Below are 26,751 nucleotides of genomic sequence, written 5' to 3' on the forward strand. Positions count from 1 at the left end.
CGTGCCCCGGCTGCGCGGCCGGCGCGGCCCCGGCGGCGTGCCGTGCGACGGCCGCGATGACGGCCTGGCCGTGCCGGGCCGCCCGCGGCTTGGTGGACGTCCGGGTGCGGGTGGGGGCCTTCTGCGCCGGTACCGTCCGGACACCGGAGATCGCCCCGGTGGCGGACGTCCCGCCGTGGTTCGCGGCGCCGACCGGCCCGACGACGAAGCCGAGCAGGCCCAGCAGAACGACGAGCGCCCTGGCGGCGGGAACGCGCGTCAAGGGCAGGGCGGCGCGTCGCATGTCGCGCATTCCGCCTCCCTGTCGCCGTGCGGCCCGTCCGGCCGTCCCAGCCAACCTAGCCCAGGTTCTCCGGGCCGGAGACGCCTTCGTTCTCCGTCGGCTGAACACGCAAGCCGATTCCCGTCAAGGTGACTTCACGTGACATTGTCGTCACCCGTCCCGTCCCGTGCGCCTCACCAGCAGACACCGCCTGGTGTCCCAATGCGGCCAAGCCGCGATCGGCCCGCATCCATTGCCCGGAGATTCAACGTGAATTACTTTCGCGTATGCCCACCCCGAACCGGACAAAGGAGCATCCGGTGGCACGTACAAGACAGACCATGCTCGTCGGAACCGCCGCGCTGGCCCTCCTCGCCGCGGGCATCACGCCCGCGACGGCCGCCACGGGCACGACCATCCGCAAGGGCTCGGCCACGGCCGGCGCCTACGCCGGCAACGTCCAGGCCTCGCTGCTCGGCACCGCCACGGTCTCGACGTCGATCGGCAGCGGATCCTGCAACGAGTCGACGATGACCGGCTCCATCAACTCCGACGGAAGCAACCTCACCGTCACCAGCGCCACCTTCAGCAGCAACGGCGGCGGCCCCTGCTCAGGCAGCAGCACCTCGACGATCACCGCGCGGAACCTGCCCTGGACGGGCGGCAACGTCACCTACGACGCCGGCCACACGAACGGGCGCGACGCCACGGTGACGATCGCGAACTTCAGCGTCCGGGCCGTTGTGGACATGTTCGGCGGCATCACCTGCGACTTCGGCGGCAACCTGACCGCCGACGGCTTCAACGGCGACAACGCCTCACGTCCGGACAAGAGCAACACCGACGCGCAGGTGAGCGTCCAGAACGCCAAGGTCACCAAGACCGGCGGCAGCTTCCTGTGCCCGGGCACCGCCACCGTCACCGCCACCTACGCGCTGCGCGGCGAGACCACCGCCGGATCCGGCACCTTCGACCAGACCCTGTACGTCACGAGCTGATCGGACGCTCCCCGCACCATCGCTCCCAGCAAGGAAACGCTCCCAGGACGCGCTTCCACGAGAGAACGGGCCGCCCCCCGAGACGGGGGGCGGCCCGCAGCGGTCTCCGGTCAGCAGCCGACCAGCTGCGCGGCGAGGAACGCCTCGACCTGGCTGATCGCGATGCGCTCCTGGCTCATCGAGTCGCGTTCCCGGACGGTCACCGCGTCGTCCTCCAGCGTGTCGAAGTCGACGGTGACACAGAACGGCGTGCCGATCTCGTCCTGGCGGCGGTAGCGGCGGCCGATGGCGCCGGCGTCGTCGAACTCGACGTTCCAGTTCTTGCGGAGCCGCGCGGCCAGGTCGCGTGCCTTCGGGGACAGGTCGGCGTTGCGCGACAGCGGCAGCACCGCGACCTTGATCGGGGCGAGCCGGCGGTCGAGCCGCATGACGGTGCGCTTCTCCATCTTGCCCTTGGCGTTGGGCGCCTCGTCCTCGGCATAGGCGTCCATCATGAACGTGAGCGTGCAGCGGTCGACGCCGGCCGCGGGCTCGATCACGTACGGGACGAACCGGTCACCCGCCTCCTGGTCGAAGAACGACAGGTCGGCGCCGGACGCCTTGGAGTGCGTCGTCAGGTCGTAGTCGGTGCGGTTGGCGATGCCTTCGAGCTCGCCCCACTCGCCGCCGACGAAGTCGAACCGGTACTCGACGTCCACGGTGCGCTTGGAGTAGTGCGACAGCTTCTCCTGCGGGTGCTCGTACAGCCGCAGGTTCTCCTTGCGGATGCCGAGGTCGACGTACCACTGCATGCGCTCGTCGATCCAGTACTGGTGCCATTCCTCGTCGGTGCCGGGCTTGACGAAGAACTCCATCTCCATCTGCTCGAACTCGCGGGTCCGGAAGATGAAGTTGCCGGGCGTGATCTCGTTGCGGAACGACTTGCCGATCTGCCCGATGCCGAACGGCACCTTGCGGCGCGCGGACTGCTGGACGTTCAGGTAGTTGATGAAGATGCCCTGCGCGGTCTCGGGGCGCAGGTAGGCGAGGCCGGACTCGTCCTCGACGGCGCCGAGGTAGGTCTTGAGCAGGCCGTTGAACATCTTCGGCTCGGTGAAGGAGCCCTTGACGCCGCAGTTCGGGCAGCCGATGTCGGCGAGGCCGTTCGCGGGCGGGCGGCCGTGCTTCTCCTCGTAGGCCTCCTCCAGGTGGTCGGCCCGGAAGCGCTTGTGGCAGGACTGGCATTCGGTGAGCGGGTCGACGAACGCCTGGACGTGGCCGCTGGCCTCCCAGACCTCGCGCGCCAGGATGACGCACGAGTCGAGGCCGACGATGTCGTCGCGGCCCTGCACCATGGACTTCCACCACTGGCGTTTGACGTTGTTCTTCAGTTCGACGCCGAGCGGCCCGTAGTCCCAGGAGGCGCGGAGCCCGCCGTAGATCTCGCTCGACGGGTAGACCAGGCCCCGCCGCTTGGCGAGGTTGACGATCGTTTCCAGCACATCGGAACGGCGTGCCATGAGAGTTTTCTCCATCCGGCTGGCGGTCGGCGGGACAGTGTGTGCGCCCCGGTCCCGCGGAACGGCGGGCGGTGGCGAGTGTGATCCCCGGTGGTCGCCCCGGCGCGGTCATCGCCGGCGCCGGAGAGCATTCCCCAGCTTAGGGCACCCGGGCGGCCGACCAGGACTGATAAAACGCCCGTCCGGCCACGATGCCGGGGGCGTCGCCCCAGGCGCTCCCGGGTCAGGCGGAGCTGACGACCTCGTAGGCGCCCGGCTCGTCCACCGCCATGGCGGCGAGGGGGATGAACTGGACCCGCACCTCGTACGCGCCGAGCGCGCGGCGGTAGTGCCCCGCACCGTCCCATTCGGTGACGAGGGCCCACAGGCCGGGGTCGTCCACGGTGCGGGCGAGGCGGCCGGAGCGGAAGCCGGGGCTCGCCGACAGCACCGTCAGCACCGCGGTCATCCGCTCGGCGAAACCGTCGGCGTCCTCGCCCGGCACCCGGTACCGGGTTATCGCGATCATCCCTCCATCCTGGCAGTACGTTGGGGAACGTGGAGACGAAGGGTGAGCGCGGGGCCGGCCTGCGGGCGGCCGTCGAGCGGCGGAGCGCGGCGCCGGTGGTGTTCCTGCACCGGTTGCCGCGGTGGGTGCTGCTCGCCGCGGTGTTCGTGCTGCTGGTGATCGGCATGGCCGGGACGGGATGGGTCGCCGCGGCCGGGCTGCTGGTCCTCGCCGCCGCGCTGGGCTGGTTCGCCTATCTCAACTGGCCCGCGCTGGACGGCTCGGGAAGGGTCCTGCGGATCGCCGCGCTGGCGGTCCTGGTGGGCTTCGCCCTGGGACGCGGCATCGGACGGTTTTGACAATCATTTTCATCTTCGTCCATAATCGGGGCATGCTCCGCTTCCGTCACCCCCTGCGCCTCCTGCCGGGCGCCGCCCTCGCCCTGGCCGGGCTCGCCGCGGGGCTGACTGCCTGCGCCGACGCGGACGCCGATGTCCCGGCCGGCAAGACCGCCGTGGTCGCGTCGTTCTACCCGATGGCGTGGCTCGCGGAGAAGGTCGGCGGGGACGACGTCCTCGTGCGGACGCTCACCAGGCCCGGCACCGAGCCGCACGACCTGGAGCTGACCGCCCGGCAGGTCGCGAACATCGAGGACGCCGGTCTCGCCGTCTACGTCGGGGGCGTCCAGCCGGCCGTGGACGAGGCCGTCCGCGAGCACGCGAAGGGCAGGTCGCTGGACGCCGCCGCCCTGGTGCGGACGCTGCCGCCGCCGGGCGAGACCGACGACGAAGAGGCGCACGACGGCGTCCACCACCGGGAGGCGTCCTACGACCCGCACCTGTGGCTCGACCCGAGCCGCATGGCGGCCGTCGCGACCGCGCTCGGCGAGCGGCTGGCCGCCGCCGACTCCGGCCACGCGGCCGGCCACCGGCGGCGCGCCGCGGCCACCGCCGCCGAGCTGACCGCGCTCGACCGCGCGTTCCACGACGGCCTGAAGACCTGCGCGCGCAGGGACATCGTCACCGCGCACGCCGCGTTCGGCTACCTCGCGGACCGCTACGGGCTGCGGCAGATCCCGGTCGCCGGGGTCGACCCGTCCGGCGGGCCCTCCCCGAAGCGGCTCGCCGAGCTGACCCGGCTGGTGTCCGCCACCGGCGCGACGACGGTCTTCACCGAGACGCTGACCAGCCCGAAGGTCGCCGAGGCGCTGGCCCGCGAGGCGGGCGTGCGGACGGCCGTGCTGGACCCGGTCGAGGGCGTCGAGGCGGGCTCGTCCGACGACTACATGACGATCATGCAACGGAACCTGCGGACCCTGCGTCCCGCCCTGGAGTGCTCATGAACCCCCCGGCCAAGGACCCGGCCCCGCCGTTCGCCATGACGGGCGGGCTCGTCCGGCGGGACGGCCGCGAGGTCCTCGCGGGCATCGACCTGCGGGTCGGGGCCGGCGACGTGCTCGCGGTCCTCGGCCCGAACGGCGCGGGCAAGTCCACGCTGGTCAAGGCGCTGCTCGGGCTCGTCCCGCTGGCCGGCGGCCGGACCGAGATCTACGGTGTGCCGCCCGCCCGGTTCCGGGACTGGAACCGGATCGGGTACGTCCCGCAGCGGCTGCCGGCGGGCGGCGGCGTGCCGGCGACCGTCCGGGAGGTCGTGGCGTCCGGCCGGGTGGCCCGGCGGTCCCGCCGGCGTCCCGCGCCGTTCACCGACCGGGCGGCCGACCGCGCCGCCGTCGAGCGCGCACTGCGGACGGTCGGGCTCACCGACCGGGCCCGCGACTCGGCGCATCTGCTGTCGGGCGGCCAGCAGCAGCGGATGCTGATCGCCCGCGCCCTCGCCGGCGAGCCGGACGTGTTCGTGCTGGACGAGCCGACCGCGGGCGTGGACGCGCGCAGCCAGGCGGCCCTCGCCTCCACCCTCCACGAGCTGACCACGGCCGGGCGCACGGTGGTGCTCGTCGCGCACGGGCTGGGCCCGATGGAACCGCTCATCACCCGCACGATCGAGCTGGACCACGGCCGGATCGTCCGCGAGACCGCACTGGACACCCTCGAAAGGCCGGCATGAGCGAGATGCTGCAGTACGACTTCATGCGCGTCGCCCTGGTGATGGCGGTGCTGATCGGGCTGACCGCCCCGGCCGTCGGCACGTTCATCGTCCAGCGCAGGCTGTCGCTGCTGGGCGACGGCATCGGGCACATCGCGCTGACCGGCATCGGGCTGGGGCTGCTCACCGGCACCTCCCCCGTGCTCGGCGCGCTGGTGGTGTCGGTGCTCGGCGCGGTGGCGATCGAGGTCCTGCGGGCCCGCAGCCGCAGCGGCGGGGACGTCGCGCTCGCCCTGCTGTTCTACGGCGGGCTCGCGGGCGGCGTGATCCTGACCAACGCCAACGGCGGCGGCTCGGCGACCCTCCAGTCCTACCTGTTCGGCTCGATCAGCAGCGTGACGGTGTCCGATCTGTACGTGGTCGCGGGGCTCGCCGCCACCGTCCTGGCGATCATCACGCTGTTCGGCCGCGAGCTGTTCCTCCTCTGCCTGGACGAGGAGGTCGCGCGGGCGGCGGGCCTGCCCGTCCGGTTCCTCAGCGTGCTGATCGCCGCGACTGCGGCCGTCACGGTCGTGATCTCCATGCGCGCGATCGGGCTGCTGCTGGTCAGCGCGCTGATGGTGGTCCCGGTGGCGGCGGCGCAGCAGCTCACCCGGGGCTTTTGGGGGACGATGCTGACCGCGATGGGGATCGGCGTGCTGTCGGCCGTTTCGGGCCTCGCCGGGTCCTTCGAGTACGATCTGCCTCCGGGCCCCTCGATCGTGCTGCTCGCGCTCGCCGCGTTCGTGGCCGCGGTCACCGGGGGCTCGGTGGTGCGCCGCAGGCGCGCCCGCGCCGCGCTCGACGGGGTCGCGGCCGGGCCCGGCGTGGAGGCGCGCGTTGATGCCGAGGCGGAGGTGCTTGGATGACGACGGCCCGCCGGGACGCGGTACGGCAGGTGCTGGCCGGCTGCGAGGGCTTCCGCAGCGCGCAGGACATCTACGCCGATCTGCGGGCCGGCGGCTCGAAGATCGGCCTCACCACGGTGTACCGGGCGCTGCAGGCGCTCAGCGACGCCGGTGAGGTCGACGTCCTGCGCACCGACGAGGGCGAGGCCGTCTACCGGGCCTGCAGCACCGAGCAGCACCACCATCATCTGGTCTGCCGCGACTGCGGCCGGACGGTCGAGGTCGAGGGCCCGGCCGTGGAGCGCTGGGCGGACGCGATCGCCGCCGAGCACGGGTTCACCGGCATCACCCACACCGTCGAGGTGTTCGGCACCTGCGCCGGGTGCGCCGCGAAACAGCGCTGACCTCGCGCTCGATGTTTACCAAGCGGTAGCAAGGCGCGCACTTCACACGCACTGTAGGCAATCCTTGGCAGATTGCTACATCTACTTGTGAGTACGCCTATGTCATAAATGTCCCATCGCCACCGCAGGCCCGCGGCGGGCCCCCGGGGGGTGTGTGGCGCCCGCACGAGAGGGCGTTCATGACAAGACGGGCGTTCACCAGCCGAAGGATCGTGCTCCTGAGCTCGGCGACCCTGCTCGCGGCGGCCGGCACCGCGCTGCCCGCGTCCGCACGGCAGGCGCCGTCCCCACCCACCCCGCAGAAGGCGGCGGAGCGCGCGCTCCACGCGCTCGGCACGCACGCCGCGCAGGTACGCGCCGGGGACGGGCAGGCGTTCCAGGTCGTCCGGGTCGCCATGGACCGGGACGGCACCTCGCACACCCGGATGACCCGCACCTACGCCGGCCTGCCGGTGCTGGGCGGGGACATCGTCGTCCACCAGTCGGCGTCCGGCGCGTGGCGCGGCAGCAGCGGCACCCTCGCCAAAGCGCCGGCCGGCTCCCGCCCGGAGGTCTCCGCCAGGACGGCCGAGAAGCGCGCCGTCACCAGGCACCGCAAGGCCGACGGCTCCCCCGCGCTCGTGGTCGAGGCCCGCACGGCCGACCACCGGCCCCGCCTCGCCTGGCGCGTCCAGACCATCGGCAAGCAGGCGGACGGGACGCCGAGCCGCATCTTCACCTCCGTGGACGCCGCGACCGGCAAGGTCCTGCTGCGCGAGGAGACGATCCGCACCGAGGCGGGCGACGGCAAGTCGCTCTACACCGGAACGGTCCCGCTGGAGACGACCAAGTCGGGCGGCACGTACCAGCTGAAGGACCCGACGCGCGGGAACACCTACACCGGCGACGCCGGGAACCAGGCCGACCTCTGCTTCCTCATCTGGTGCTTCATGCGCGCCCCCGCCACGGTGTTCACCGACGCCGACAACCACTGGGGCAGCGGCACCACGGCCGACCGCGCGACCGTCGCCGTCGACGCCCAGTTCGGCACCGGCATGACGTGGGACTTCTACAAGAACGTCTTCGGCCGCACCGGCATCGCCGGCGACGGCAAGGGCTCGTTCAACCGCGTCCACTACGACAACGGCTACGCCAACGCGTTCTGGGACGACTCGTGCTTCTGCATGACCTACGGCGACGGTGACGGCACCCAGCTCGGCCCGCTGACGTCCCTGGACGTGGCGGCGCACGAGATGAGCCACGGTGTCACCAGTTCCACCGCGAACCTCACCTACTCCGGGGAGTCCGGCGGGCTGAACGAGGCGACGTCGGACATCATGGCCGCCGCCGTCGAGTTCTACGCCGGCAACTCCAACGACGTCGGCGACTACCTGGTCGGCGAGAAGATCGTCCTGCCCGGCTTCGGCCGCCCCGCGCTGCGCTTCATGGACCGGCCCAGCAGGGACGGCAACTCCGCCGACTCCTGGTCGACCGGCACCAAGAACCTCGACGTGCACTACTCCTCGGGCGTCGCCAACCACTTCTACTACCTGCTGTCCGAGGGCAGCGGCGCGAAGACGATCAACGGCGTCTCCTACGACAGCCCCACGTCCAACGGCTCCACGATCACCGGCATCGGCCGGGACGCCGCCACGAAGATCTGGTACCGGGCGCTGACCACGTACATGACGTCCTCGACCGACTACAAGGGCGCGCGCACCGCGACCCTGAACGCGGCCAGGGACCTCTACGGCTCGGGCAGCACCCAGTACAACACCGTGGCCGCCGCCTGGTCGGCGGTGAACGTCAACTAAGTCCCCTTCGCCGGGGAGCCGGCCCCGCGTCCGCGCCCGATGTGCCGCGCGGACGCGGGGCCTTCCCGCGAATCACCTTCCAGGGGGATCGCGCGTTGATGATCCTCGGGGCGGGGCGATGGTGAAGAATCAGGGACATGGCTACGACACGCACCGCAAACGCACACTGGGAAGGCTCGCTCCTGGAGGGCCGGGGAACCGTCTCGCTGGACTCCTCCAAGCTCGGCACCTACGACGTGACCTGGGCATCGCGGGCCGAGGAGCCGGGCGGGCGGACGAGCCCGGAGGAGCTCATCGCCGCCGCGCACTCCACCTGCTACTCGATGGCGCTCTCGCACGCCCTCGCCGGCGCCGGGACGCCGCCGGAGAAGGTGGACACCAAGGCCGAGGTCACCTTCCAGCCGGGTGAGGGCATCACCGGCATCCACCTGACCGTCCGGGCGAGCGTGCCCGGCCTGTCCGCGGCCGACTTCGAGAAGGCCGCGCAGGACGCCAAGGCGGGCTGCCCGGTCAGCAAGGCCCTCGCGGGCACCACGATCACCCTGGACGCCGCTCTCGTGTGAGCGGTCAGCCGGCGGCGGCCGGTTCCACCTTGTTGGGGACCGCGCCGCCGTACCGGCGGTCGCGGGAGGCGTAGATCTCGCACGCGTGCCACAGGTGCCGCCGGTCGAAGTCCGGCCAGAGCGTGTCGAGGAACACCATCTCCGCGTACGCCGACTGCCACAGCAGGAAGTTGGACGTGCGCTGCTCCCCCGACGAGCGCAGGAACAGATCGACGTCCGGGATGCCGGGCTCGTCCAGGTAACGCGCGAAGACCTTTTCGGTGATCTTGCCGGGGTCGAGCCGGCCGTCCCGGACGTCGCGGGCGATCGCCGCCGCCGCGTCCGCGATCTCCGCCCGGCCGCCGTAGTTCACGCAGAACTGCAGGGTGAGGACGTCGTTGTCGCGCGTCATCTCCTCGGCCGTCTCCAGCTCCCTGATGACGCTGCGCCACAGCCTGGGCCGCCGGCCCGCCCAGCGGACCCGCACCCCCATCGAGTGGAGCTGGTCGCGGCGGCGGCGGATCACGTCCCGGTTGAAGCCCATGAGGAAGCGCACCTCGTCAGGCGTGCGCTTCCAGTTCTCGGTGGAGAACGCGTACGCCGACAGGTAGGGGACGCCCAGTTCGATCGCCCCCATGATCACGTCGAAGAGCGAGTCCTCGCCGCGCTTGTGCCCTTCGGTGCGCGGCAGCCCGCGTTCCTTCGCCCAGCGGCCGTTGCCGTCCATGACGATGGCGATGTGCCGCGGCACCAGGTCCGCGGGGATCGCGGGCGGTGCGGCTCCGTCGCGGTGCGGCTCCGGCGGCGATACGGCCCTTCTCAAACTCGCTCCCTGTCGATGTCGTCGGTGTGTTCGTCCCGTTCCACGTGGCGGAGGGAACGGATTCCGTGCTCCAGATGCCACTGGAGGTAGGCGGCGACCAGCCCGCTGGTCTCCGTCCGGTGGCGCTGCTCACTGCCGTCGGCGTACTCCCAGTCGCCGCGCAGCAGCGCCAGCATCAGCGCGAACGTCGGCGGCGCGGGGGTCGCGGCGCCCGGCTGCCGGCAGTTCGCGCAGACCGCGCCGCCCGCCGCGATGGCGAACCCGCGCAGCCCGCCGCGGGTGCCGCAGCGGCAGCACTCGTCCAGCGCGGGGGCCCAGCCGGCGACCGACAGCGAACGCAGCAGGAAGGCGTCCAGGACGAGCCGCGGGTCGTGGCAGCGCTCGGCCAGGGTGCGCAGCCCGCCGACCAGCAGCAGGAACTGCCGCAGCGCGGGCTCGCCCTCCTCGCTCGTCAGCTTCTCCGCGGTCTCCAGCATCGCCGTGCCCGCCGTGTAGCGGGGGTAGTCGGTGACGAGGGCCTCCCCGTACGGGCGGATCGTCTCGGCCTGCGTGATGAGGTCGAGGGAGCGCCGCTCGTACAACTGGAGGTCGACGTGCGTGAACGGCTCCAGCCGGGCGCCGAAACGGGACCTGGTCTTGCGAACCCCCTTGGCCGCGGCGCGGATCCGGCCGGTCCGCCGGGTCAGCACCGTCACGATGCGGTCGGCCTCGCCCAGCTTCTGGGTGCGCAGGACGATGCCTTCGTCGCGGTAGAGGGTCACCTGTTCATTCTGGCGCACGCCGCCCGATGCCTCGGTGCGGTGCCGGTACATCTTCCCCGGATCACCACAAGTCACCCCGGCCGGTGCCGCTGCGCTACGATCCGAACACGCACCGAGACCGGAATCGGCCGCGGCGTCGTACCGAAAGTTGTGGCTTGAATCACTCGGAGCTGGCAGCGTTAGGGCATGAGATGCCACATCGTGCCCCCGCACATGCTGGAGCGGATCGCCCGCCACGCCGATGACCCGGCCCTCCGCGACCGCGCCCGCCGTACGCTGGCGCTCACCTCCGCGCACTTCGCCGACCGCAGGCTGACCGCGGCCGGCGCGCCCGCCCCGTCGGAGGACTTCGTCCCCGACCGGACGATCCGCGACGCCGGAAACCGCGAGGAGCTGCCCGGCCGCACCGTCCGCGCGGAGGGCGCCCCCGCCTGCGGCGACGAGACCGCCGACCGGGCCTACGACTGGCTCGGCGCGACGTTCGACTTCTTCGAGGCCGCGTACCGGCGCAACTCGATCGACGGCGCCGGACTGCGGATGGTCTCGACCGTCCACTACGGCGACCGGTACGACAACGCCTTCTGGAACGGCGAGCAGATGGTGTACGGGGACGGCGACGGCGTCCTGTTCACCGCGTTCACCGGGCCGCTCGACGTCACCGGCCACGAACTCACCCACGGCGTCACCCAGCACACCGCGAACCTGGAGTACTACGGGCAGGCGGGCGCCCTCAACGAGTCCATGTCGGACGTGTTCGGCTCGCTCATCAAGCAGTGGCATCTCGGGCAGACCGCCGACCGGGCCGACTGGCTCATCGGGCAGGGCCTTCTCGCCTCCGGCGTCGGCGGCGTCGCGCTCCGCTCGATGAGGGAACCCGGCACCGCCTACGACGACCCGCGGCTCGGCAAGGACCCGCAGCCCGCCCACATGGACCACTATGTCGAGACCTACCGCGACAACGGCGGCGTCCACATCAACTCGGGCATCCCCAACCACGCCTTCTACCTCGCGGCCACCGGCATCGGCGGCAACGCCTGGGAGAAGGCCGGGCGCGTCTGGTACGACACGCTCACCGGCGGCTCCCTGGCCGCCGACATCGACTTCGCCGGATTCGCCGCCGCGACCGTCCAGACCGCGACCCGGCTGTACGGCGCCGACTCCGTCGAAACGAAGGCGGTGAATCGCGCCTGGACGGGGGTAGGTGTCCCCCCAAAGGCGAACGGATAACGCAGTGAAAGTGACAGTCGTCCGCAGCGGCGGATTCGCCGGGATCGAGCGGCGCGCCCAGTCCGACAGTGCCAGCGACCCCATGCTGACCAGGCTCGTCGGCCGGGTGGACCTGAAGAACGTCCCGCCGCCGGGCCGCATCCCCGACCAGTTCCTGTACGAGATCGACATCGACGGCGACCGGGCCACCGTCGGTGAGGCGCAGCTCCACGGCCCCCTCCGTGAGCTGGTCCACCACGTCCTGAGCCGCGTCCACTGACGCCAATCGCAGTGCCCTGGTCTCAGGTGCATGGGGCCGCCTGAGACCAGGGCCGGGCACGGTCACATCCCGCGCGTGCGGGCCACCCGGTTCACCGCGGACAGGATCGCCTTGAGGGACGCGGTCACGATGTTGCCGTCGATGCCGACGCCCCACACCGTCGTGCCGTCCACGTCGCACTCCACGTAGGCGGCGGCGCGCGCATCGCCGCCCGCGCTCATCGCGTGTTCGGCGTAGTCCAGGACCCGGACGTCGACACCGACCGTGGCGAGCGCGTCCTCGAACGCCGAGACGGGGCCGTTGCCGACGCCCTCGATCTCGCGGATCTCGCCGTCGATGCGGACGTCGCAGCTGAGCGCGTCCTTCTCATCCACCCGGGAGGTGGTGCGGTGCGCCAGCAGACCGGCACGCGGCCCGCCCGTGAGGAACTCGGCCTGGAAGATCTCCCACATGCGCTCGGGCGTGACCTCGCCGCCCTCGCTGTCGGTGTGCGCCTGCACGACCCGCGAGAACTCGATCTGCAGCCGGCGCGGCAGCTCCAGCGCGTGCTCGGTCTTCATGATGTAGGCGACGCCGCCCTTGCCGGACTGGCTGTTGACCCGGATCACGGCCTCGTAGGTCCGGCCGACGTCGTGCGGGTCGATCGGCAGGTACGGGACCTCCCAGCGGTAGTCCCCCACCGGCACGCCGGCGGCCTCGGCGTCCCGCTTCAGGTGCTCGAAGCCCTTGTTGATGGCGTCCTGGTGGGAGCCGGAGAACGCGGTGTAGACCAGGTCGCCGCCGTAGGGGTGCCGCTCGTGGACGGGCAGCTGGTTGCAGTACTCGACGGTCCGGCGGATCTCGTCGATGTCGGAGAAGTCGATCTGCGGGTCGACGCCCTGGGTGAACAGGTTCAGGCCCAGGGTGACCAGGCAGACGTTGCCGGTGCGCTCACCGTTGCCGAACAGGCAGCCCTCGATGCGGTCGGCGCCCGCCAGGTAGCCCAGCTCGGCGGCGGCGACGGCCGTCCCGCGGTCGTTGTGCGGGTGCAGCGACAGGACGACCGAGTCCCGGTAGGCCAGGTTCCGGTTCATCCACTCGATCTGGTCGGCGTACACGTTCGGCGTCGCCATCTCGACGGTCGCCGGCAGGTTGACGATGACCTTCTTGTCCGGGGTCGGCTTCCACACGTCGTTGACGGCGTTGCAGACCTCGACCGCGTACTCCAGCTCGGTGCCGGTGAACGACTCCGGCGAGTACTCGAAGAAGATCTCGGTGTCGCCCATGTCCTCGGCGAGCTTGGCGCACAGCTTGGCGCCCTCGACGGCGATCGCGGTGATGCCGTCCTTGTCCTGGCCGAACACGACACGGCGCTGCAGCGTGCTGGTCGAGTTGTACAGGTGGACGATCGCCTGCTCGGCGCCGCGCACCGCCTCGAACGTCCGCTCGATCAGCTCGGGACGGGCCTGCGTCAGGACCTGGATCACCACGTCGCCGGGGATCCGGTCCTCCTCGATGATCTGCCGGACGAAGTCGTAGTCGGTCTGGCTGGCCGCCGGGAAACCGACCTCGATCTCCTTGTAGCCCATCCGTACCAGCAGCTCGAACATCTTGAGCTTGCGGTGCGCGTCCATCGGGTCGATCAGTGCCTGGTTGCCGTCCCGCAGGTCGACCGCGCACCAGCGCGGCGCCTCGGTGATCACCTTGTCGGGCCAGGTCCGGTCCGCCGGCTTGATCGGGGCGAACGGGCGGTAGCGCTGGAAGGGCATACCGGAAGACTGCTGTTGCGGATACATCCGTTGGGATCTCTCTGCTCGAACCTCGCGGCCGACGTCCACGTCAAAGTCCCGCAGCGAGGGAGCCGACCTGGTCTTACAGGCCCCCGCTGCGGCCGCTAAGGAGGAGCAGCTCACGCAACACGTCCGCCAAGTTAACAGATGCCATCCGGGTTACGGAAACCGGCGTCCGCATGATGAGACGACAGGACTCTCCTCCGTCTCACCGAACGCCCCGCGGCGCCCGCGGCATTCCCCCCGGCCCGGTCAGCGGACGAGTACCGACAGGCAGGTCACGCAGCCGTCGAGGGCCTCGTACTCGCTGATGTCGACGCTCGTGACGCGCAGCCCGTCCGCCGCCAGCAGGGCCGCCGTGCGCGGCGCCGACGCGGCCATCAGGACGTGGTCGGGCCCGAGCACCACCACGTGGGCGCCCGACGGCTCGGGGGCGACGCGCATGCACGGCAGCACCGACGTGTCCACCATGCCGGGCACGCCGATCAGGCCGCCGTCCGGCAGCGCGGTGACCGCCGACTTCAGGTGCAGGCAGCCGCGGGTCTCCACCGGGACGACCCTCCGCCCGCCCAGCAGGCGCGCGAGCCGGCAGACGCCCTCCTCGTTAGTGCGGGCGCCGCGTCCCACATAGACGGTGTCACCGACGCTCAGCACGTCGCCGCCGTCAAGGGTGCCCGGCTCCTCGATCCGCTCGATCCGCAGGCCCAGCTCCCGCGCGGCCCGCTCGGCGCCCTGCGCCTCGCCCCGGCGGCGCGCGTCCCCCGGCCGGCACAGGATCGCGAGATCGTCGGCGACGACCAGGGCGTCCTCGATGAACACGGCGTCGGGCTGATCGTCGGCCGGCGCGACCGCGCGGACCCGCCAGCCCGCCGACCGCAGCGCCGCCACGTACGCCTCGTGCTGGCGCGCCGCGAGTGCGGCGTCCACGGGACGGCGGGCGGCATAGGTGACGATTCCCTCGGCGATCCGCGGCCCGGGGGGCCGGACCAGCGCCCTCCCGGCCCGGTTCGTGTCCGTGGCGGCGGTCATGTCAGCGTGCCGCCCCCTCGGTGGTCACGATCACGCCCAGCGCGTACGCGGGGGACATGCCGAGCAGGTCCGCGATGCCGTGCAGGGCCTGCCGCTCGCCCTCGCCGAGCGACCCGTCCGCCAGCCCGATCCGGACGGCCTGCGCGAGGAACCACTCCTTGGCCTCCACCGCGAGCTGGGCCCCGGCCCGGACGACCTCCCGCTCCAGGAACGTGCGGCGCAGCGCGAGGTCGGCGTTCACGGCGGCCGCGTCGTAGTCGGGCTCGCCGTACCCGGTGACCGTCGCGATCGCGCGGGCGCGCGCCGCCGGGTCGGCCGGGTCGCCGGCCCGCAGCACCAGCGCGGCCGCCGCCCGCATCCCGGCGGCCAGCGTCTCGGCCATCTGCTGCGCGGTCGGCGTCCGCAGCGCCGAGCCGGGGAACCGGCCCCGGCACGTGCGGCACTCCACCGCGTTCCCGAGCCGCCACAGCGGCACGGTCGGGACGAAGAACACCGAGAGCCAGCGGCGCCCGGCGCGCCTGCGGTAGGCACGGTCACCCCCGCACTGCGGGCAGTGGAACGTCCCCTCGCTGACCGTACGGAACACCGCCGTCAGTCCGAAAACGAGCAACACCGGGGTTCTCCTCCCATAACGGACTTGGTCCAAAGTACCGACCCAGCGGCGCCGACGTGGCCGTCCCGGCCAATGCCGTTCCTGCCTTTACGCTGGGTTCATGACCGGTGACCTGGGTTCCGACGCGGGACGCGCGCATTCGCGCCCGTCCTTCCTGCCGCCCGTGGACGGCTACCCGCCGCCCGCCGGCACCCCGGCCGAGGCCGTCCCCGCCCCCTCCGTCGAGCCCCCGCGGCGGCGCGGCACCGCCGTCATCCTCGCCCTGATCGCCGCCGCGTCGGCGCTGCTCGTCTCGGCGTTCCTGCCGTGGGCGCACGCCCAGGTCGCCGTCGACCTGTTCGGCCGGACGCTCAGCCGCGACCTCGGCAGCGTCGCCGGCATCGACGCCGACGACATGATCCTCGCCGTCCCCGTCCTGGCCGTGATCGCGATCGCGCTCGCCTGCTGGGACCTCCTCGGCCGCGACGCGCGGATCGGCGGGCTCGCCGCCGTCCCCGGCACGCTCGCCCTGCTGGTCTGCGGCATCTTCGTGCTGCGCCTCGGCGACGTCCGCGACGACCTGCCCGAGACCGGGCTGGACCTCGGCTACCAGATCACCGTCCGCTACGGCTGGTACCTCGCGGTCATCGCGTCCCTGTTCGTGATCGGCTTCAGCCTCGCCCGCCCCATCGGGGAACGGGTGTCCAGAACCGGGCGGCCGGACGCCTACCAGCAGCAGGACGTGTACCAGCGGCAGTTCGCCTCCCCGGACCAGCCGGGCGAATACGCCGCCTGGCCCCGGGAGGAGCAGGTCTGGGGCCGCCCGCAGGACCCCGCGGAAGACGAGGCGAAGAAAGATCAGTCGTAGAAGCCGAGCCGGCGGAGCTGCTTGGGGTCGCGCTGCCAGTCCTTGAGGACGCTGACGCGCAGGTCGAGGAAGACCTTGGTGCCGAGCAGCGCCTCGATCTGCCGCCGCGCCGCCGCGCCGACCTCGCGGAGCCGCGAGCCCTTGTGCCCGATGATGATGCCCTTCTGGCTGGACCGCTCGACGTACAGGTGCGCGTAGACGTCGACGAGGTCGTCGCGTCCCTCGCGCGGCGCCATCTCGTCCACCACCACGGCGATCGAGTGGGGCAGCTCGTCGCGGACGCCCTCCAGCGCCGCCTCGCGGATCAGCTCGCTGATCAGGACCTGCTCGGGCTCGTCGGTGAGGTCGCCCTCCGGGTAGAGCGGCATGCCCTCCGGCAGATGCGAGATCAGCAGGTCGCCGACGAGGCCGACCTGGAATCCGTTCGCGGCCGAGCACGGCACGATGTCGGCGAACTCTCCCAGCCGCCCGACCGCGAGCAGTTGCTCGGCGACCTGCTCGGGCGCGGCCAGGTCCGTCTTCGTCACGATCGCGACCACGGGCGTCTTCTTCACCGCCGCCAGCTCACGCGCGATGTACTTGTCGCCGGGTCCGACGGGCTGGTCGGCGGGCACGCAGAACCCGATCACGTCGACCTCGGTCAGCGTGGACCGGGCGAGGCTGTCGAGCCGTTCCCCGAGCAGCGTTCGCGGCTTGTGCAGGCCCGGCGTGTCGACGACGACGAGCTGGGCGTCCGGCCGGTGCACGATACCCCGGATGGCCCGCCGCGTCGTCTGCGGCCGGCTGCTGGTGATCGCCACTTTGGTCCCGACCAGGGCGTTCATCAGGGTCGACTTCCCCACATTGGGCCGCCCGATGAAGCACGCGAACCCCGCTCGATGCCCCTCGGCCGTCCCGTTCCCCAGACTGGTCATCCCCCAATTGTCGCCCACCCGGCCGGGCGGACGGCACGTCCCCTCACGCCGCCGGGGTGCCGAGGCGGGCGATGGCCGCGCCGGCCTTCTCCGACCACTGGGCGGCGCCCAGGCGGTCGGCGACCTCGGCCGCCCTGCGGTAGTGGGCGGCGGCCGTCCGGGTGGGACGTTCCAAGTACACGGCCAGGTCGCCGAGGATGTGGGCCACCGGGCCGATGGTGGCGGCGGCGGTGGCGCCGCCGGTCACATGGTCTGCGTAGGGCAGGAGGGCCGTGTAGGCCCGCTCGGCCAGGTCGCGGTCGTCGAGGGCCATCGCGCACAGCGCCCGGATCGACATGGTGAGGTCGAAGAAGTAGTCGAGCCGGACGGGACCGGCACCGGCCGCGACGCGCTTCGCCTCGGCGACGCGTCCGGCGGAGGCAAGGGCGAGGGCGTACAGGTCGGCGGTGGCCTCGACATGGCTCCATTGCCGGTACAGCCATGCGGCGCCGTCCACCAGCTCGCCGACGCGGCCCTGGGCGAGCCGCACGCAGAACAGGCCGACGAACACCATGCCGCGTTCGCTGAACCAGATGCCGCTCCGGCCGATGGCGCCGCCGACCTCCTCGTACGCGCGTTCCGCCGCATCGAACCGGGCGGCGAAGGCGTGCACGAGCCCGGCGTACCAGCCGCCGATCTGCGCGAGCAGCGGCAGCCCGTACTGGTCGGCGAGCCGCCGCCCCTCCTCCAGGTGCCGGCGCGCGACGGGCAGGTCGAGGGCGGCGACGGCGGTCTGCTGGAGCTGCAGGTGCGCGAGGACGCGGTAGGTGCCGAGGTCGTGCTCGGTGGCGAGGCCGAGCAGCTCGGTCGCGATCCGGCACCGCCGGGCGAGGCCGTCCGCGGTGCGGTAGCCGTTGACGTAGGCGCCGTTGAGCGCGGCGGCGAGCAGTTCGGGGGCGCCCAGCGCGCGGGCGGTGGCGACGGCCTCCTGCGACGCGGTGAGCCCGCGGTCGTCCTGCTCGCCCTCCAGTTCCATCGCGAGGGTCGTGAGGAGCCGGACGCGCAGTTCGGGCTCGTCGCCGGGCAGCCGGGCGAGCGCCTCGCCGGTGGCCTCGACCACGACGCGGTCGATGGTCCCGTACTCGCGGCTCGTCCACAGCGTGGGAATGTCGAAGCTCGCGATGATCCGGGCCAGCAGCCGGACGTCGCCGGCCGCGCGGGCGTCGGCGATCGCGGCCATCCGCCGCTTCCGGGCGTTGACCACCTGCCCGGCCAGCGCGCTGGAGCGGATCGCCGCGATCTCCGCCTCCAGCCGTTCCCGGGTCGCGCCGGGCCCCTGCGCGCGCAGCGTGTCGACGGCGCGGACCCACAGGTCGGCGGCGGCGGCGTGGGCGAAGCGGGCCTCGGCGGCCGCGGCGGCGCGGCGCGCGTAGCGGACGGCCTTGTCCGGGTCCGTGCCCGCCTCCAGGTAGTGGTGCGCGATCGAGGCGACCTCGTCGGGCGTGTGCCGTTCGAGCGCGGCGGCGACGCGGCCGTGCAGCCGGGTGCGGCGGGCGCGGGACAGGCCCCCGTAGAGCGTGTCGCGGACGAGGGCGTGCGCGAACCGCATCCGGCCGGGCGCGGGCTCGGTGACCAGGCCGCCGCCGAGCCCCGCCTCGACCGCGTCGAGCACCGTGTCGTCGTCCCCGGCCAGCTCGGCCAGGACGCGCAGGTCGGCGTCGCGGCCGAGGACGGCGGCGTCCAGCAGGACACCCTGGACCGGTCCCGGTAGCCGCGCGATGCGGCGGCGCAGCACGTCGCCGACGCCGGCGGGCACCCGGCGGGTCGCGGCGGGCAGGCCCTCGGCGTCGAGGAGCCGGGCCGTCTCACGGGTGAAGAACGGGTTGCCGCCCGTCCGCTCGGCGATGGCGGACAGCTCCGCGTCGTCCACGCGGGTGGTGCAGATGCCGCGGACGAGGGCGGCGACCTCGGCCGGGGACAGGCCGCCGAGGGCGATCCGCACGGGCTCGTGGCGGGCGAGGGCGGCGAGCGCCGCGGCCAGACCGTCGGCGACCTCGGTGTGCCGGAACGTGGCCACCAGCAGGACGGGACGGTCCCGGAGCCGCCCGGCGAGCCGGATCAGCAGCGCCAGGGTCTCCTCGTCCGCCCAGTGCAGGTCGTCGAGAACGAGCAGCAGCGGCGCCGTGCCGGTGATCGCGGTGAGGTAGTCGCCGACGGCCAGGTGGAGCCGGAACCGGCCGGTGACGGCGTCGGCGTCGGCGCGTCCGGCGGCGTCGCCCAGCAGCGGGCCGAGGCGTGCGGCGAGGTCCGCGCCGGGCGGCGCGGTGGCGGCCAGTTCGCGCAGCAGTTCGGCCCAGGGCCAGGCCGCGGGCGCGCCGCCGGTCTCGGGCGCGCGGCCCCACGCGCACATCCAGCCCTCGCCGGCGAGGCCGCGCGCGAACCGTTCGGCGAGCGCGGTCTTGCCCATGCCCGCGTCGCCTGCGACGAGGACCAGGCCGCCCTGGCCGGCGGCGGCGTCGCGGGCCGCGTCCGTCAGCCGGGCGAGTTCCCGGACGCGCCCGACGAAGGCCGCCGGTTCCTGCGGCGCGGGCGCGAGCCGCAGGACGGGACGCGCCGGTGCCGCCTCGAAACCGACATCCTCCCCCAGGCCGGGCGACTGGGCCAGGATGTCGGTTTCGAGGCGGCGCAGCGCGGGACCGGGATCGACGCCGAGTTCCTCGGTCAGCGTCGCGCGGGCCCGGCGAAGCGCGGCGAGCGCGTCACCCTGGCGTCCGGCGCGGTAGAGGGCGAGGGCCAGCAGCCGCCACGCCTCCTCGCGCAGCGGCTCGGCGGCGGCGTGGGTCTCCAGGTCGGGCACGGCCTCGGCCGCGGCCCCGAGCCGCAGCATGGCCTCGGCCCGGCGTTCCACGGCGAGGCGGCGGCGCTCGTCCAGCCGGGCGGTCTCGGCGGCGGCCCACGGCAGGTCGGCGAACTCGGCGTAGGCGGGCCCGCGCCACTCGGCGAGCGCGGCCTCCGCCCGGCGGCGAGCCTCGGCCGGATCGCTCTCCAGCAGTTCGGCGGCGGCGTCGACCAGCGCGTCGAACCGCCACGCGTCGACGGCGTCGTCCGGCAGCCGGAGCGCGTACCCGGGCGGCTCGGTGACCAGGACGCGCGCGGGCGTGCGGGGCGGACGCTCCGGTTCGAGGGCGCGGCGCAGGTGCGACACGAACGACTGGAGGCCGGCGGCGGCGCGGGACGGCGCCGCCTGCGCCCACAGGTCCTCGACGAGCCGGCCGGCGGGGACCATCGCGCCCCGCGCGGCGACGAGGCGCGCCAGCACCGAGCGTTGCCGGGGTCCGCCGAGGTCGGCGGGCACCCCCGCCACCTCGGCGCCGAAGGCCCCGAGAACGCGTACGACAGGCGACATGTCCCGCTCAGCCTAGCCGGGACGCGCCCGCCCATCCCGGGCGTCCCCCGGTTACGCCCGGCTCGGTTCGGGCTCCCGTTCGGCCGCGGCGGCGGGCCCGGCGCCGCCATGCGGATCGATGGCCGGCAGGACCCGGGCGAGCGGCCCCGGCAGCCACCAGTTCGCCCGTCCGAGCAGCGCCATCGTGGCGGGCACCAGCACCAGCCGGACGACGCTCGCGTCCAGCGCCACCGCGACCGCGAGCCCCACCCCCATCTGCTTGACCACCAGGCCGGGGTCGGCGGCGAAGCCGAGGAAGACCGCCACCATGATCAGCGCCGCGCTGGAGATGACCCGGCCGGTCGCGGCGAGGCCGGTGGTGACCGAGCCGCGCGCGTCCCCGTGCAGCAGCCACTCCTCCCTGACCCGCGACAGCAGGAAGACCTCGTAGTCCATCGACACGCCGAACAGGACCGCGAACATCAGCAGCAGGATGAACGACGACACCGGGACGCTGTGCGGCAGCCCGAGCAGGTCCGTGCCCCAACCCCACTGGAACACGGCCGTGAGCACCCCGTACGCGGCGCCGATCGACAGCAGGTTCATCACGGCGGCCTTCAGCGGCGCCAGCAGCGACCGGAAGACGATCATGAGCATGACGAAGGACGTGGCGACGACCACGCCGATCACGGGCCAGAGCCGGTCGGCCAGCATCCGGGACAGGTCCACATAGATGGCGGTCAGCCCGGTGATCTCGGCGCCCGGTGGCAGCGCGTCCGCGCGGATGCGGTCGACGAGGCCGGTCACCCGCTCGTCCTGCGGCCCGTACTCGGGCGTCACCATGATCACGGCGGCGTCGCGGTGCGGGGACAGTTGCGCCGGCGCGACCGCCGTGACCCCGTCGGTGCGGGCGAGCCGGTCCCACAGCCCCGCCAGGACGGCCTGATCGGTCTTGCGCAGATCGACGGTGACGAGCAGCGTCCCGTTCGCGCCCGGCCCGTAGGCGTCCGCGACCAGGTCGTAGGCCTGCCGGACGGTGTTGGAGGTCGGCTCGCTGCTCGCGTCGCTCGGCCAGGTCCGCATGCCGAGCGCGGGCGCGGCCAGGGTCAGCATCAGCGCCGACGCGGCGAGCAGCCACGGCCACGGGTGCCGTCCGACGTGCCCGGCCCAGCGCCGGACCCGCGGCGACTCGACCGTGATCGTCGCGCCGTCGGCCCGGTCGCGGCGGCGCAGGACGCGGCGGCCGGCGAGCCCCAGTACCGCCGGCAGCAGCGTGACCGCGCTCAGCACGGTCGCCGCGACGACCAGGCCCGTGGTGAAGCCCATCGTCATGAACACCGGAATGCCCGACAGCACCAGCCCGCACAGCGCCAGCAGCACGGTGAACCCCGCGAAGATCACCGACAGGCCGGCGGTCGCGATGGCCCGGCCCGCCGCCTCCGGCACGCCGAGCCCCGCCGCGAGCCCCTCCCGGTGCCGGGTGAGGATGAACAGCGCGTAGTCGATGCCGACGCCGAGCCCCACCATGGTCGCCAGCGTCGGCGCGGTGGTCGCGACATCGGTGAACGCCGCCACCAGCGTGATCCCCGACACGCCCACGCCGAGCCCGGTGAGCGCCACCGCCAGCGGCAGTCCCGCCGCGACCAGCGACCCGAACGCCAGGAAGAGGATGATCAGCGCGGCCACGATCCCGATCGCCTCGGCGACCCCGCCGGGCGCCGTCACGTTCTCGGGGACCTGGCCGCCGAACTCCACCTGGTATCCGGCCGCGTCCAGGCTCCGCGTCGCCGACCGCAGCAGGTCGAGCGTCTCCCGCGGCGCCAGGTCCGTGACGGGCACCGAGTACTGGACGGTCATCAGCGCGGTCGCGCCGTCCGGGCTCGGCCGCGCCGGGCTCACCTCGCCGACGTGCGGCAGTTTCCGCAGCTCGCCCGCCGCCGCGGCCAGCCTCGCCCGGTCGACCGTCCCGGACCTCGCGTGCACGACCACCCGCGCGTCCGCGCCCGACAGCGCGGGGAACCGCTCCCGCAGCAGGTCGGTGGCCTGCTGCGACCCCGTCCCGGCCAGCGTGTAGTCGTCGTGCGGGGCGCCCCCGGCGACCCCCGCGAGCCCGGCCATCGCGGCGACGAGGGTCAGCCACAGGGCAATGAACCGCCAGGGCCGCGACGCCGCGGCCCTCCCCAGGCGGTAAAGCAGACGGGACATCATTTTCTCCCCAGAAACGGCATTCTCCGACCGGCTGAGGATCGCGCGGCGCCCTTGGCGCCCACTTGGCGGTGACTTGCGGTCCCGCCGCACCCCGTACGCTGGGCGACGTGAGCGAGCTGAACCCCGAGGACGCGAAGATCATCACCCTGGCCCGGTCGGCGCGGGCCCGCACCGGCGCCGCCGAGGGCGCCGCCGTGCGCGACGAGACGGGCCGCACCTACTCCGCCACGAGCGTGGACCTGCCGTCCCTCAAGCTCTCGGCCCTCAAGGTCGCCGTCGCGATGGCCGTCTCCAGCGGCGCCGAGGACCTGGAGGCCGCCGCCGTCGTCACCGCGGCCGACGCCCCCGACCCGTCCGACATCACCGCCGTCCGGGACCTCGGCCCCAAGGCTCCCGTCCTCATCGCCGGCCCCGACGGCAGTGTCCATGGCGTCGCCGGTGTGTGATGCGCCGGTGTGTGATGCGGACGCGCCGGTAAGCCGGTGATGGGCGCCTAGCGGGTCTGGCCGGAATCCTCGGTGTCCGGCGCTTCCGCGGCGGTGGCGCCCAGCCTGCGCACCAGCACCGTGCCTATGCGGTTGCGGCGGCCCGCGATGGTCTCGGCCTTGAGGGACAGGACGGGGCCGTTCTCGGCGGAGCCGACCGCGGCCGTGGAGCCCTCGATGGGGACCCGGCCGAGGGCGTGGGCGAGCAGGCCGCCGACCGTCTCGACCTCCTCGGCGTCGAGTTCGACGCCGAACAGCTCGGCGAGGTCCTCGACGGGCAGGCGGGCGGTGACGCGGGCGGCGCCGTCCGGCAGCCAGGTGACGGGCGGGGTCTCGCGGTCGTACTCGTCGGTGATCTCCCCGACGATCTCCTCCAGGATGTCCTCGATGGTGACGAGGCCGGCGGTGCCGCCGTACTCGTCGATGACGATCGCGACGTGGATCTGCCGGGCCTGCATCTCGCGCAGCAGCTCGTCGATCGGCTTGCTGTCGGGGACGTAGGTGGCCGGCCGCATCACCGAGCCGACCGTCTCCACGGATTCGCTCTCCCGGTGCTCCTGGGTGTGGCGGACGATGTCCTTCAGGTAGGCGATGCCGACGACGTCGTCCTCGTTCTCGCCGACGACGGGGATGCGGGAGAAACCGCTGCGCAGCGCCAGCGACAGCGCCTGCCGCAGCGTCTTGGTGCGCTCGATGAACACGATGTCGGTGCGCGGCACCATCACCTCGCGGACGAGGGTGTCGCCCAGCTCGAACACCGAGTGGATCATCTCCCGCTCGACCGGCTCGATCAGGCTGCGCTGCTCGGCGAGGTCGACGAGGTCGCGCAGTTCCGCCTCGGACGCGAACGGGCCCTCCCGGAACCCCTTGCCGGGCGTCAGCGCGTTGCCGAGCGCGATCAGCAGCCGGGGCAGCGGCCCGAACACCCGCGTCACCGGATGGATCACGGCGGCGCCCGCCAGCGCGATCCGCTCGGCGTGCTGGATGCCGAGGGTGCGCGGTCCGACCCCGATCACCACATAGCTGACCACGATCATGATCGCGGCGGCGGTGACGTAGGCGCGCCACGTCTCGTTCAGCCAGGAGATGCACAGGTCCGCCACGATCACGGTCGCGACCAGCTCGCAGCCGATCCGCAGCAGCAGCACCATGTTGACGTAGCGGGCCGGGTCGGCGACGACCTCCGCGAGCCGTTCCGCGCCGCGCCGCCCCTCGCGGACGGCCTCATCGACGGTGACGCGCGACACCCGGGCGAGCGCCGCCTCGGTGCCGGCCAGCAGCCCCGCCAAGAGGACCAGGCCCACCGCCAGGGCCGACAGCCACGCCTGCGCGGTGCTCATCAGCCGCCGCGTTTCTCCCGCCAGGAGGTGAGGAGCTCGGCCTGCAGGCCGAACATCTCCTTGTGCTCCTCCGGCTCGGCATGGTCGTAACCGAGGAGATGGAGGATGCCGTGCGCGCACAGCAGCTCCAGCTCGTCCCCGGTGCTGTGCCCGGCCTCCCGCGCCTGCCTCTCCGCCACCGACGGGCACAGGACGACGTCGCCGAGCAGCCCCGGATCGGTCTCGCCGTCCTCGTCGGCGCCGCCGGACAGGTGGCCGGGACGCAGCTCGTCCATGGGGAACGACAGCACGTCGGTCGGGCCCGGCTCGTCCATCCACTTCTCGTGCAGCTCGGTCATCGCGGCCTCGTCGACCAGCAGGACCGACAGCTCCGCCAGCGGGTGGACGCGCATGCCGTCCAGAACGTGCCGCGACAGCCGCTCGATCGCCTTCTCGTCGACCGGGACGCCGGACTCGTTCAGCACCTCGATGCTCACTGCCGCCCTCGCTTGCGGGATCCGCCGCGTCCGGCCGCACCCTGCTTGATCTCCGGCACGCGCGCCTCGTCCCAGCGGTTGTAGGCGTCGACGATGTCGGTGACGAGCCTGTGCCGGACGACGTCGCGGCTGGTCAGCCGACAGAAGTCGATGTCCTCGACGCCCTCCAGGATCTCCTGGACGACGCGCAGCCCGCTCATCTGCCCGGCGGGGAGGTCGACCTGCGTGACGTCGCCCGTCACGACGACCTTCGAGCCGAAGCCGAGCCGGGTGAGGAACATCTTCATCTGCTCGGGCGAGGTGTTCTGCGCCTCGTCCAGGATGATGAACGAGTCGTTCAGCGTCCGCCCGCGCATGTAGGCGAGGGGGGCGACCTCGATGGTCCCGGCGGCCATCAGGCGCGGGATCGAGTCGGGGTCGAGCATGTCGTGCAGCGCGTCGTACAGCGGCCGCAGGTACGGGTCGATCTTCTCGTAGAGCGTTCCGGGCAGGAACCCGAGCCGCTCCCCCGCCTCGACCGCGGGACGCGTCAGGATGATGCGGTTGACCTGCTTGTCCTGCAGCGCGCGGACGGCCTTGGCCATCGCCAGGTACGTCTTGCCGGTGCCGGCGGGGCCGATCCCGAACACGATCGTGTGCCTGTCGATCGCGTCGACGTAGCGCCGCTGGTTCAGCGTCTTCGGGCGGATCGTCCGGCCCCGGCTGGACAGCACGTCCAGGGTGAGGACCTCCGCCGGCCGCGCGTCGCTCTCACCGCGCAGCATCGCGAGGCTGCGCTCAACGGCGTCGGGAGTGAGCTGCGTGCCGCCCTTCAGCAGTTCGAACATCTCGGTGAAGAGCCGGGAGACCAGGTCGGTCTCGCTCTCGGGCCCGGTCACGGTGATCTCGTTGCCGCGGACGTGGATGTCGATGTCGCTGCCGAACGCCTGCTCGATCGTGTGGAGCAGTTCGTCCCGGGAGCCCAGCAGGCTCACCATCGAATGGTCGTCCGGCACCACGATCTTGATCTGCGAGCGCGCGCCGTTCCGGTCGTCGCGCTCCGGGCGAGTTGACCTCGTGTGAGTTGATTCGACCATCAGCCGGGCCTTGCGGCCTTTCGGACCTGCCTTCTGTGTACTCAGGGTGTCCAGGTATGCCACATCCATCGTACTGGGCACCCCCGCCACGGCGCCGAAGGATTTTTCGCGCGCCGAACGCCCCTGCGGGGCCGCGGCCGGGGGTCAGCCGGGCGGCCAGTTGAGGCCACGCCCGCCGAGCACGTGGGCGTGCACGTGGAAGACGGTCTGGCCGGCCTGGGCGCCGGTGTTGATCACGACCCGGTAGCCGGTGTCGGCGATGCCCTCGTCGACCGCGACCTGGTGCGCCTCGCGGACGACCTCGGCCAGCAGCTCGGCGTCGGACGCGGCGAGCTCGGCGGCGGTCGAGTGGTGCTCCCTGGGGATGACCAGCACATGCGTGGGCGCCTGGGGGTTGATGTCACGGAACGCCACCACCCCCGCCGACTCGCGGACGATCTTGGCGGGCACGTCACCAGAAACGATCTTGCAGAACAGGCAGTCGGTCATCTGTCTCCCCTCGCCGCGGCCGCGACCGCCCCGGAATCCTATCGAGCCCCGCGCCGGCACGGCCCGCGGCGCCCCGTGGTGGATCGGTTTTCCCCCATCGACTCTCCGGTTACGGTCACCATTCCGACCGGTCACTGGTTAAGGTTGTCAGCTCAA

At 72.8% G+C, this 26,751-nt stretch carries 27 protein-coding genes; 12 read left to right on the forward strand and 15 right to left on the reverse strand.

Translation table 11 applies throughout. The annotated features are described in order from the left end of the window. Positions 1–292 (reverse strand): hypothetical protein (locus AF1_RS00005; protein WP_157419120.1); only part of this gene is annotated, 292 nt, incomplete at its 3' end. A 290-nt stretch (positions 293–582) separates the two neighbouring features. On the opposite strand from AF1_RS00005, the gene AF1_RS00010 reads away from it, so the two are divergent. Continuing rightward, positions 583–1,260, forward strand: coding sequence for a hypothetical protein (locus tag AF1_RS00010; RefSeq protein WP_131732994.1), 678 nt, complete (start codon positions 583–585; stop codon positions 1,258–1,260). A gap of 110 nt (positions 1,261–1,370) precedes the next feature. Here the strand turns inward: AF1_RS00010 and AF1_RS00015 are convergent, their stop codons facing one another. Continuing rightward, positions 1,371–2,759: a glycine--tRNA ligase gene (locus AF1_RS00015; RefSeq protein ID WP_067791840.1), complete on the reverse strand. Its 1,389-nt coding sequence runs from the start codon at positions 2,757–2,759 to the stop codon at positions 1,371–1,373. A gap of 223 nt (positions 2,760–2,982) precedes the next feature. Then, complete coding sequence (locus tag AF1_RS00020) at positions 2,983–3,267, reverse strand: antibiotic biosynthesis monooxygenase family protein (protein ID WP_067791843.1); 285 nt, start codon at positions 3,265–3,267, stop codon at positions 2,983–2,985. A 29-nt stretch (positions 3,268–3,296) separates the two neighbouring features. On the opposite strand from AF1_RS00020, the gene AF1_RS00025 reads away from it, so the two are divergent. The 7 genes from AF1_RS00025 (at position 3,297) to AF1_RS00055 (ending at position 8,936) form a co-directional block, all read left to right on the forward strand. Beyond that, on the forward strand, positions 3,297–3,605 hold the full coding sequence (locus AF1_RS00025) for a DUF6703 family protein (protein WP_067791846.1): 309 nt from the start codon (positions 3,297–3,299) through the stop codon (positions 3,603–3,605). A 32-nt stretch (positions 3,606–3,637) separates the two neighbouring features. Continuing rightward, a complete protein-coding gene (locus tag AF1_RS00030) occupies positions 3,638–4,588 on the forward strand; it encodes a metal ABC transporter substrate-binding protein (protein ID WP_067791849.1) in 951 nt (316 codons plus the stop codon). After that, positions 4,585–5,310, forward strand: coding sequence for a metal ABC transporter ATP-binding protein (locus AF1_RS00035; protein WP_067791852.1), 726 nt, complete (start codon positions 4,585–4,587; stop codon positions 5,308–5,310). Before AF1_RS00030 ends, AF1_RS00035 begins: the two co-directional genes overlap by 4 nt. After that, positions 5,307–6,197, forward strand: coding sequence for a metal ABC transporter permease (locus AF1_RS00040; protein WP_067791855.1), 891 nt, complete (start codon positions 5,307–5,309; stop codon positions 6,195–6,197). The genes AF1_RS00035 and AF1_RS00040 overlap by 4 nt, the downstream gene beginning before the upstream one ends. Further along, complete coding sequence (locus AF1_RS00045) at positions 6,194–6,580, forward strand: Fur family transcriptional regulator (protein WP_067791858.1); 387 nt, start codon at positions 6,194–6,196, stop codon at positions 6,578–6,580. The genes AF1_RS00040 and AF1_RS00045 overlap by 4 nt, the downstream gene beginning before the upstream one ends. Positions 6,581–6,792: 212 nt before the next feature. Continuing rightward, positions 6,793–8,373 carry a M4 family metallopeptidase gene (locus AF1_RS00050; protein ID WP_207394224.1) on the forward strand — a complete coding sequence of 527 codons (1,581 nt, stop codon included), beginning with the start codon at positions 6,793–6,795 and terminating at the stop codon, positions 8,371–8,373. A gap of 137 nt (positions 8,374–8,510) precedes the next feature. Beyond that, entirely contained in the window at positions 8,511–8,936 is a 426-nt protein-coding gene (locus AF1_RS00055; RefSeq protein ID WP_067791863.1) for an OsmC family protein, read from the forward strand. Between the two features lie 4 nt (positions 8,937–8,940). Here the strand turns inward: AF1_RS00055 and AF1_RS00060 are convergent, their stop codons facing one another. Both AF1_RS00060 and recO read right to left on the reverse strand, forming a co-directional pair. Further along, the gene (locus AF1_RS00060) at positions 8,941–9,738 is read right to left on the reverse strand and encodes an isoprenyl transferase (protein WP_067791865.1); all 798 of its coding nucleotides are present in this window, start codon (positions 9,736–9,738) and stop codon (positions 8,941–8,943) included. Continuing rightward, positions 9,735–10,499, reverse strand: a complete 765-nt coding sequence (gene recO, locus AF1_RS00065; protein WP_067792121.1) for a DNA repair protein RecO — start codon at positions 10,497–10,499, stop codon at positions 9,735–9,737. Before recO ends, AF1_RS00060 begins: the two co-directional genes overlap by 4 nt. Positions 10,500–10,685: 186 nt before the next feature. Between recO and AF1_RS00070 the strand changes: the two genes are divergently transcribed. Further along, positions 10,686–11,726 carry a M4 family metallopeptidase gene (locus AF1_RS00070; RefSeq protein ID WP_067791868.1) on the forward strand — a complete coding sequence of 347 codons (1,041 nt, stop codon included), beginning with the start codon at positions 10,686–10,688 and terminating at the stop codon, positions 11,724–11,726. Between the two features lie 4 nt (positions 11,727–11,730). Then, positions 11,731–11,985, forward strand: coding sequence for a protealysin inhibitor emfourin (locus AF1_RS00075; protein ID WP_242609032.1), 255 nt, complete (start codon positions 11,731–11,733; stop codon positions 11,983–11,985). A 62-nt stretch (positions 11,986–12,047) separates the two neighbouring features. Here the strand turns inward: AF1_RS00075 and leuA are convergent, their stop codons facing one another. From leuA to AF1_RS00090, 3 genes are all read right to left on the reverse strand, one after another. Further along, on the reverse strand, positions 12,048–13,760 hold the full coding sequence (gene leuA / locus AF1_RS00080) for a 2-isopropylmalate synthase (protein WP_067791874.1): 1,713 nt from the start codon (positions 13,758–13,760) through the stop codon (positions 12,048–12,050). Positions 13,761–14,006: 246 nt separating this feature from the next. Continuing rightward, on the reverse strand, positions 14,007–14,783 hold the full coding sequence (ddaH, locus tag AF1_RS00085) for a dimethylargininase (RefSeq protein WP_067791877.1): 777 nt from the start codon (positions 14,781–14,783) through the stop codon (positions 14,007–14,009). Between the two features lies 1 nt (position 14,784). Next, positions 14,785–15,396 (reverse strand): co-chaperone DjlA, encoded by a 612-nt coding sequence (locus AF1_RS00090; RefSeq protein ID WP_067791880.1) that lies wholly within the window; start codon positions 15,394–15,396, stop codon positions 14,785–14,787. Between the two features lie 100 nt (positions 15,397–15,496). On the opposite strand from AF1_RS00090, the gene AF1_RS00095 reads away from it, so the two are divergent. After that, on the forward strand, positions 15,497–16,243 hold the full coding sequence (locus tag AF1_RS00095; protein ID WP_067791883.1) for a hypothetical protein: 747 nt from the start codon (positions 15,497–15,499) through the stop codon (positions 16,241–16,243). Here AF1_RS00095 and era read toward each other — a convergent pair. From era to AF1_RS00110, 3 genes are read right to left on the reverse strand one after another with little or no spacing between them, the layout of a single operon-like run. Beyond that, entirely contained in the window at positions 16,234–17,157 is a 924-nt protein-coding gene (era, locus tag AF1_RS00100) for a GTPase Era (RefSeq protein WP_067791886.1), read from the reverse strand. The genes AF1_RS00095 and era overlap by 10 nt on opposite strands. A 43-nt stretch (positions 17,158–17,200) precedes the next feature. After that, positions 17,201–20,542 (reverse strand): ATP-binding protein, encoded by a 3,342-nt coding sequence (locus AF1_RS00105; protein ID WP_067791889.1) that lies wholly within the window; start codon positions 20,540–20,542, stop codon positions 17,201–17,203. 51 nt (positions 20,543–20,593) lie between these two features. Further along, entirely contained in the window at positions 20,594–22,726 is a 2,133-nt protein-coding gene (locus AF1_RS00110; RefSeq protein WP_067792124.1) for an MMPL family transporter, read from the reverse strand. 110 nt (positions 22,727–22,836) lie between these two features. Between AF1_RS00110 and AF1_RS00115 the strand changes: the two genes are divergently transcribed. Continuing rightward, positions 22,837–23,175: a cytidine/deoxycytidylate deaminase family protein gene (locus AF1_RS00115; RefSeq protein WP_131732490.1), complete on the forward strand. Its 339-nt coding sequence runs from the start codon at positions 22,837–22,839 to the stop codon at positions 23,173–23,175. 47 nt (positions 23,176–23,222) lie between these two features. Here AF1_RS00115 and AF1_RS00120 read toward each other — a convergent pair whose 3' ends face one another. From AF1_RS00120 to AF1_RS00135, 4 genes are all read right to left on the reverse strand, one after another. Beyond that, a complete protein-coding gene (locus AF1_RS00120) occupies positions 23,223–24,554 on the reverse strand; it encodes a hemolysin family protein (RefSeq protein WP_067791895.1) in 1,332 nt (443 codons plus the stop codon). Then, positions 24,554–25,030 (reverse strand): rRNA maturation RNase YbeY, encoded by a 477-nt coding sequence (gene ybeY, locus AF1_RS00125; RefSeq protein WP_067791897.1) that lies wholly within the window; start codon positions 25,028–25,030, stop codon positions 24,554–24,556. The genes AF1_RS00120 and ybeY overlap by 1 nt, the downstream gene beginning before the upstream one ends. After that, a complete protein-coding gene (locus AF1_RS00130) occupies positions 25,027–26,106 on the reverse strand; it encodes a PhoH family protein (protein WP_084262290.1) in 1,080 nt (359 codons plus the stop codon). Before AF1_RS00130 ends, ybeY begins: the two co-directional genes overlap by 4 nt. A 144-nt stretch (positions 26,107–26,250) precedes the next feature. Then, on the reverse strand, positions 26,251–26,595 hold the full coding sequence (locus AF1_RS00135) for a histidine triad nucleotide-binding protein (RefSeq protein WP_067791899.1): 345 nt from the start codon (positions 26,593–26,595) through the stop codon (positions 26,251–26,253). Positions 26,596–26,751 lie beyond the last annotated feature (156 nt).

Origin of the sequence: Actinomadura formosensis NBRC 14204, from assembly GCF_001552155.1 — a bacterium.
Lineage (GTDB): Bacteria > Actinomycetota > Actinomycetes > Streptosporangiales > Streptosporangiaceae > Spirillospora > Spirillospora formosensis.

What these genes read in the sequence shown, in the direction of transcription:
- AF1_RS00015 (WP_067791840.1), bottom strand. Translation starts at nt 2,759, where the DNA reads ATGGCACGCCGTTCCGATGTGCTGGAAACGATCGTCAACCTCGCCAAG.
- AF1_RS00020 (WP_067791843.1), bottom strand. Translation starts at nt 3,267, where the DNA reads ATGATCGCGATAACCCGGTACCGGGTGCCGGGCGAGGACGCCGACGGT.
- AF1_RS00030 (WP_067791849.1), top strand. Translation starts at nt 3,638, where the DNA reads ATGCTCCGCTTCCGTCACCCCCTGCGCCTCCTGCCGGGCGCCGCCCTC.
- AF1_RS00035 (WP_067791852.1), top strand. Translation starts at nt 4,585, where the DNA reads ATGAACCCCCCGGCCAAGGACCCGGCCCCGCCGTTCGCCATGACGGGC.
- AF1_RS00040 (WP_067791855.1), top strand. Translation starts at nt 5,307, where the DNA reads ATGAGCGAGATGCTGCAGTACGACTTCATGCGCGTCGCCCTGGTGATG.
- AF1_RS00045 (WP_067791858.1), top strand. Translation starts at nt 6,194, where the DNA reads ATGACGACGGCCCGCCGGGACGCGGTACGGCAGGTGCTGGCCGGCTGC.
- AF1_RS00055 (WP_067791863.1), top strand. Translation starts at nt 8,511, where the DNA reads ATGGCTACGACACGCACCGCAAACGCACACTGGGAAGGCTCGCTCCTG.
- AF1_RS00070 (WP_067791868.1), top strand. Translation starts at nt 10,686, where the DNA reads ATGAGATGCCACATCGTGCCCCCGCACATGCTGGAGCGGATCGCCCGC.
- leuA (WP_067791874.1), bottom strand. Translation starts at nt 13,760, where the DNA reads ATGTATCCGCAACAGCAGTCTTCCGGTATGCCCTTCCAGCGCTACCGC.
- ddaH (WP_067791877.1), bottom strand. Translation starts at nt 14,783, where the DNA reads ATGACCGCCGCCACGGACACGAACCGGGCCGGGAGGGCGCTGGTCCGG.
- AF1_RS00095 (WP_067791883.1), top strand. Translation starts at nt 15,497, where the DNA reads ATGACCGGTGACCTGGGTTCCGACGCGGGACGCGCGCATTCGCGCCCG.
- era (WP_067791886.1), bottom strand. Translation starts at nt 17,157, where the DNA reads ATGACCAGTCTGGGGAACGGGACGGCCGAGGGGCATCGAGCGGGGTTC.
- AF1_RS00105 (WP_067791889.1), bottom strand. Translation starts at nt 20,542, where the DNA reads ATGTCGCCTGTCGTACGCGTTCTCGGGGCCTTCGGCGCCGAGGTGGCG.
- AF1_RS00110 (WP_067792124.1), bottom strand. Translation starts at nt 22,726, where the DNA reads ATGTCCCGTCTGCTTTACCGCCTGGGGAGGGCCGCGGCGTCGCGGCCC.
- AF1_RS00120 (WP_067791895.1), bottom strand. Translation starts at nt 24,554, where the DNA reads ATGAGCACCGCGCAGGCGTGGCTGTCGGCCCTGGCGGTGGGCCTGGTC.
- AF1_RS00130 (WP_084262290.1), bottom strand. Translation starts at nt 26,106, where the DNA reads ATGGTCGAATCAACTCACACGAGGTCAACTCGCCCGGAGCGCGACGAC.
- AF1_RS00135 (WP_067791899.1), bottom strand. Translation starts at nt 26,595, where the DNA reads ATGACCGACTGCCTGTTCTGCAAGATCGTTTCTGGTGACGTGCCCGCC.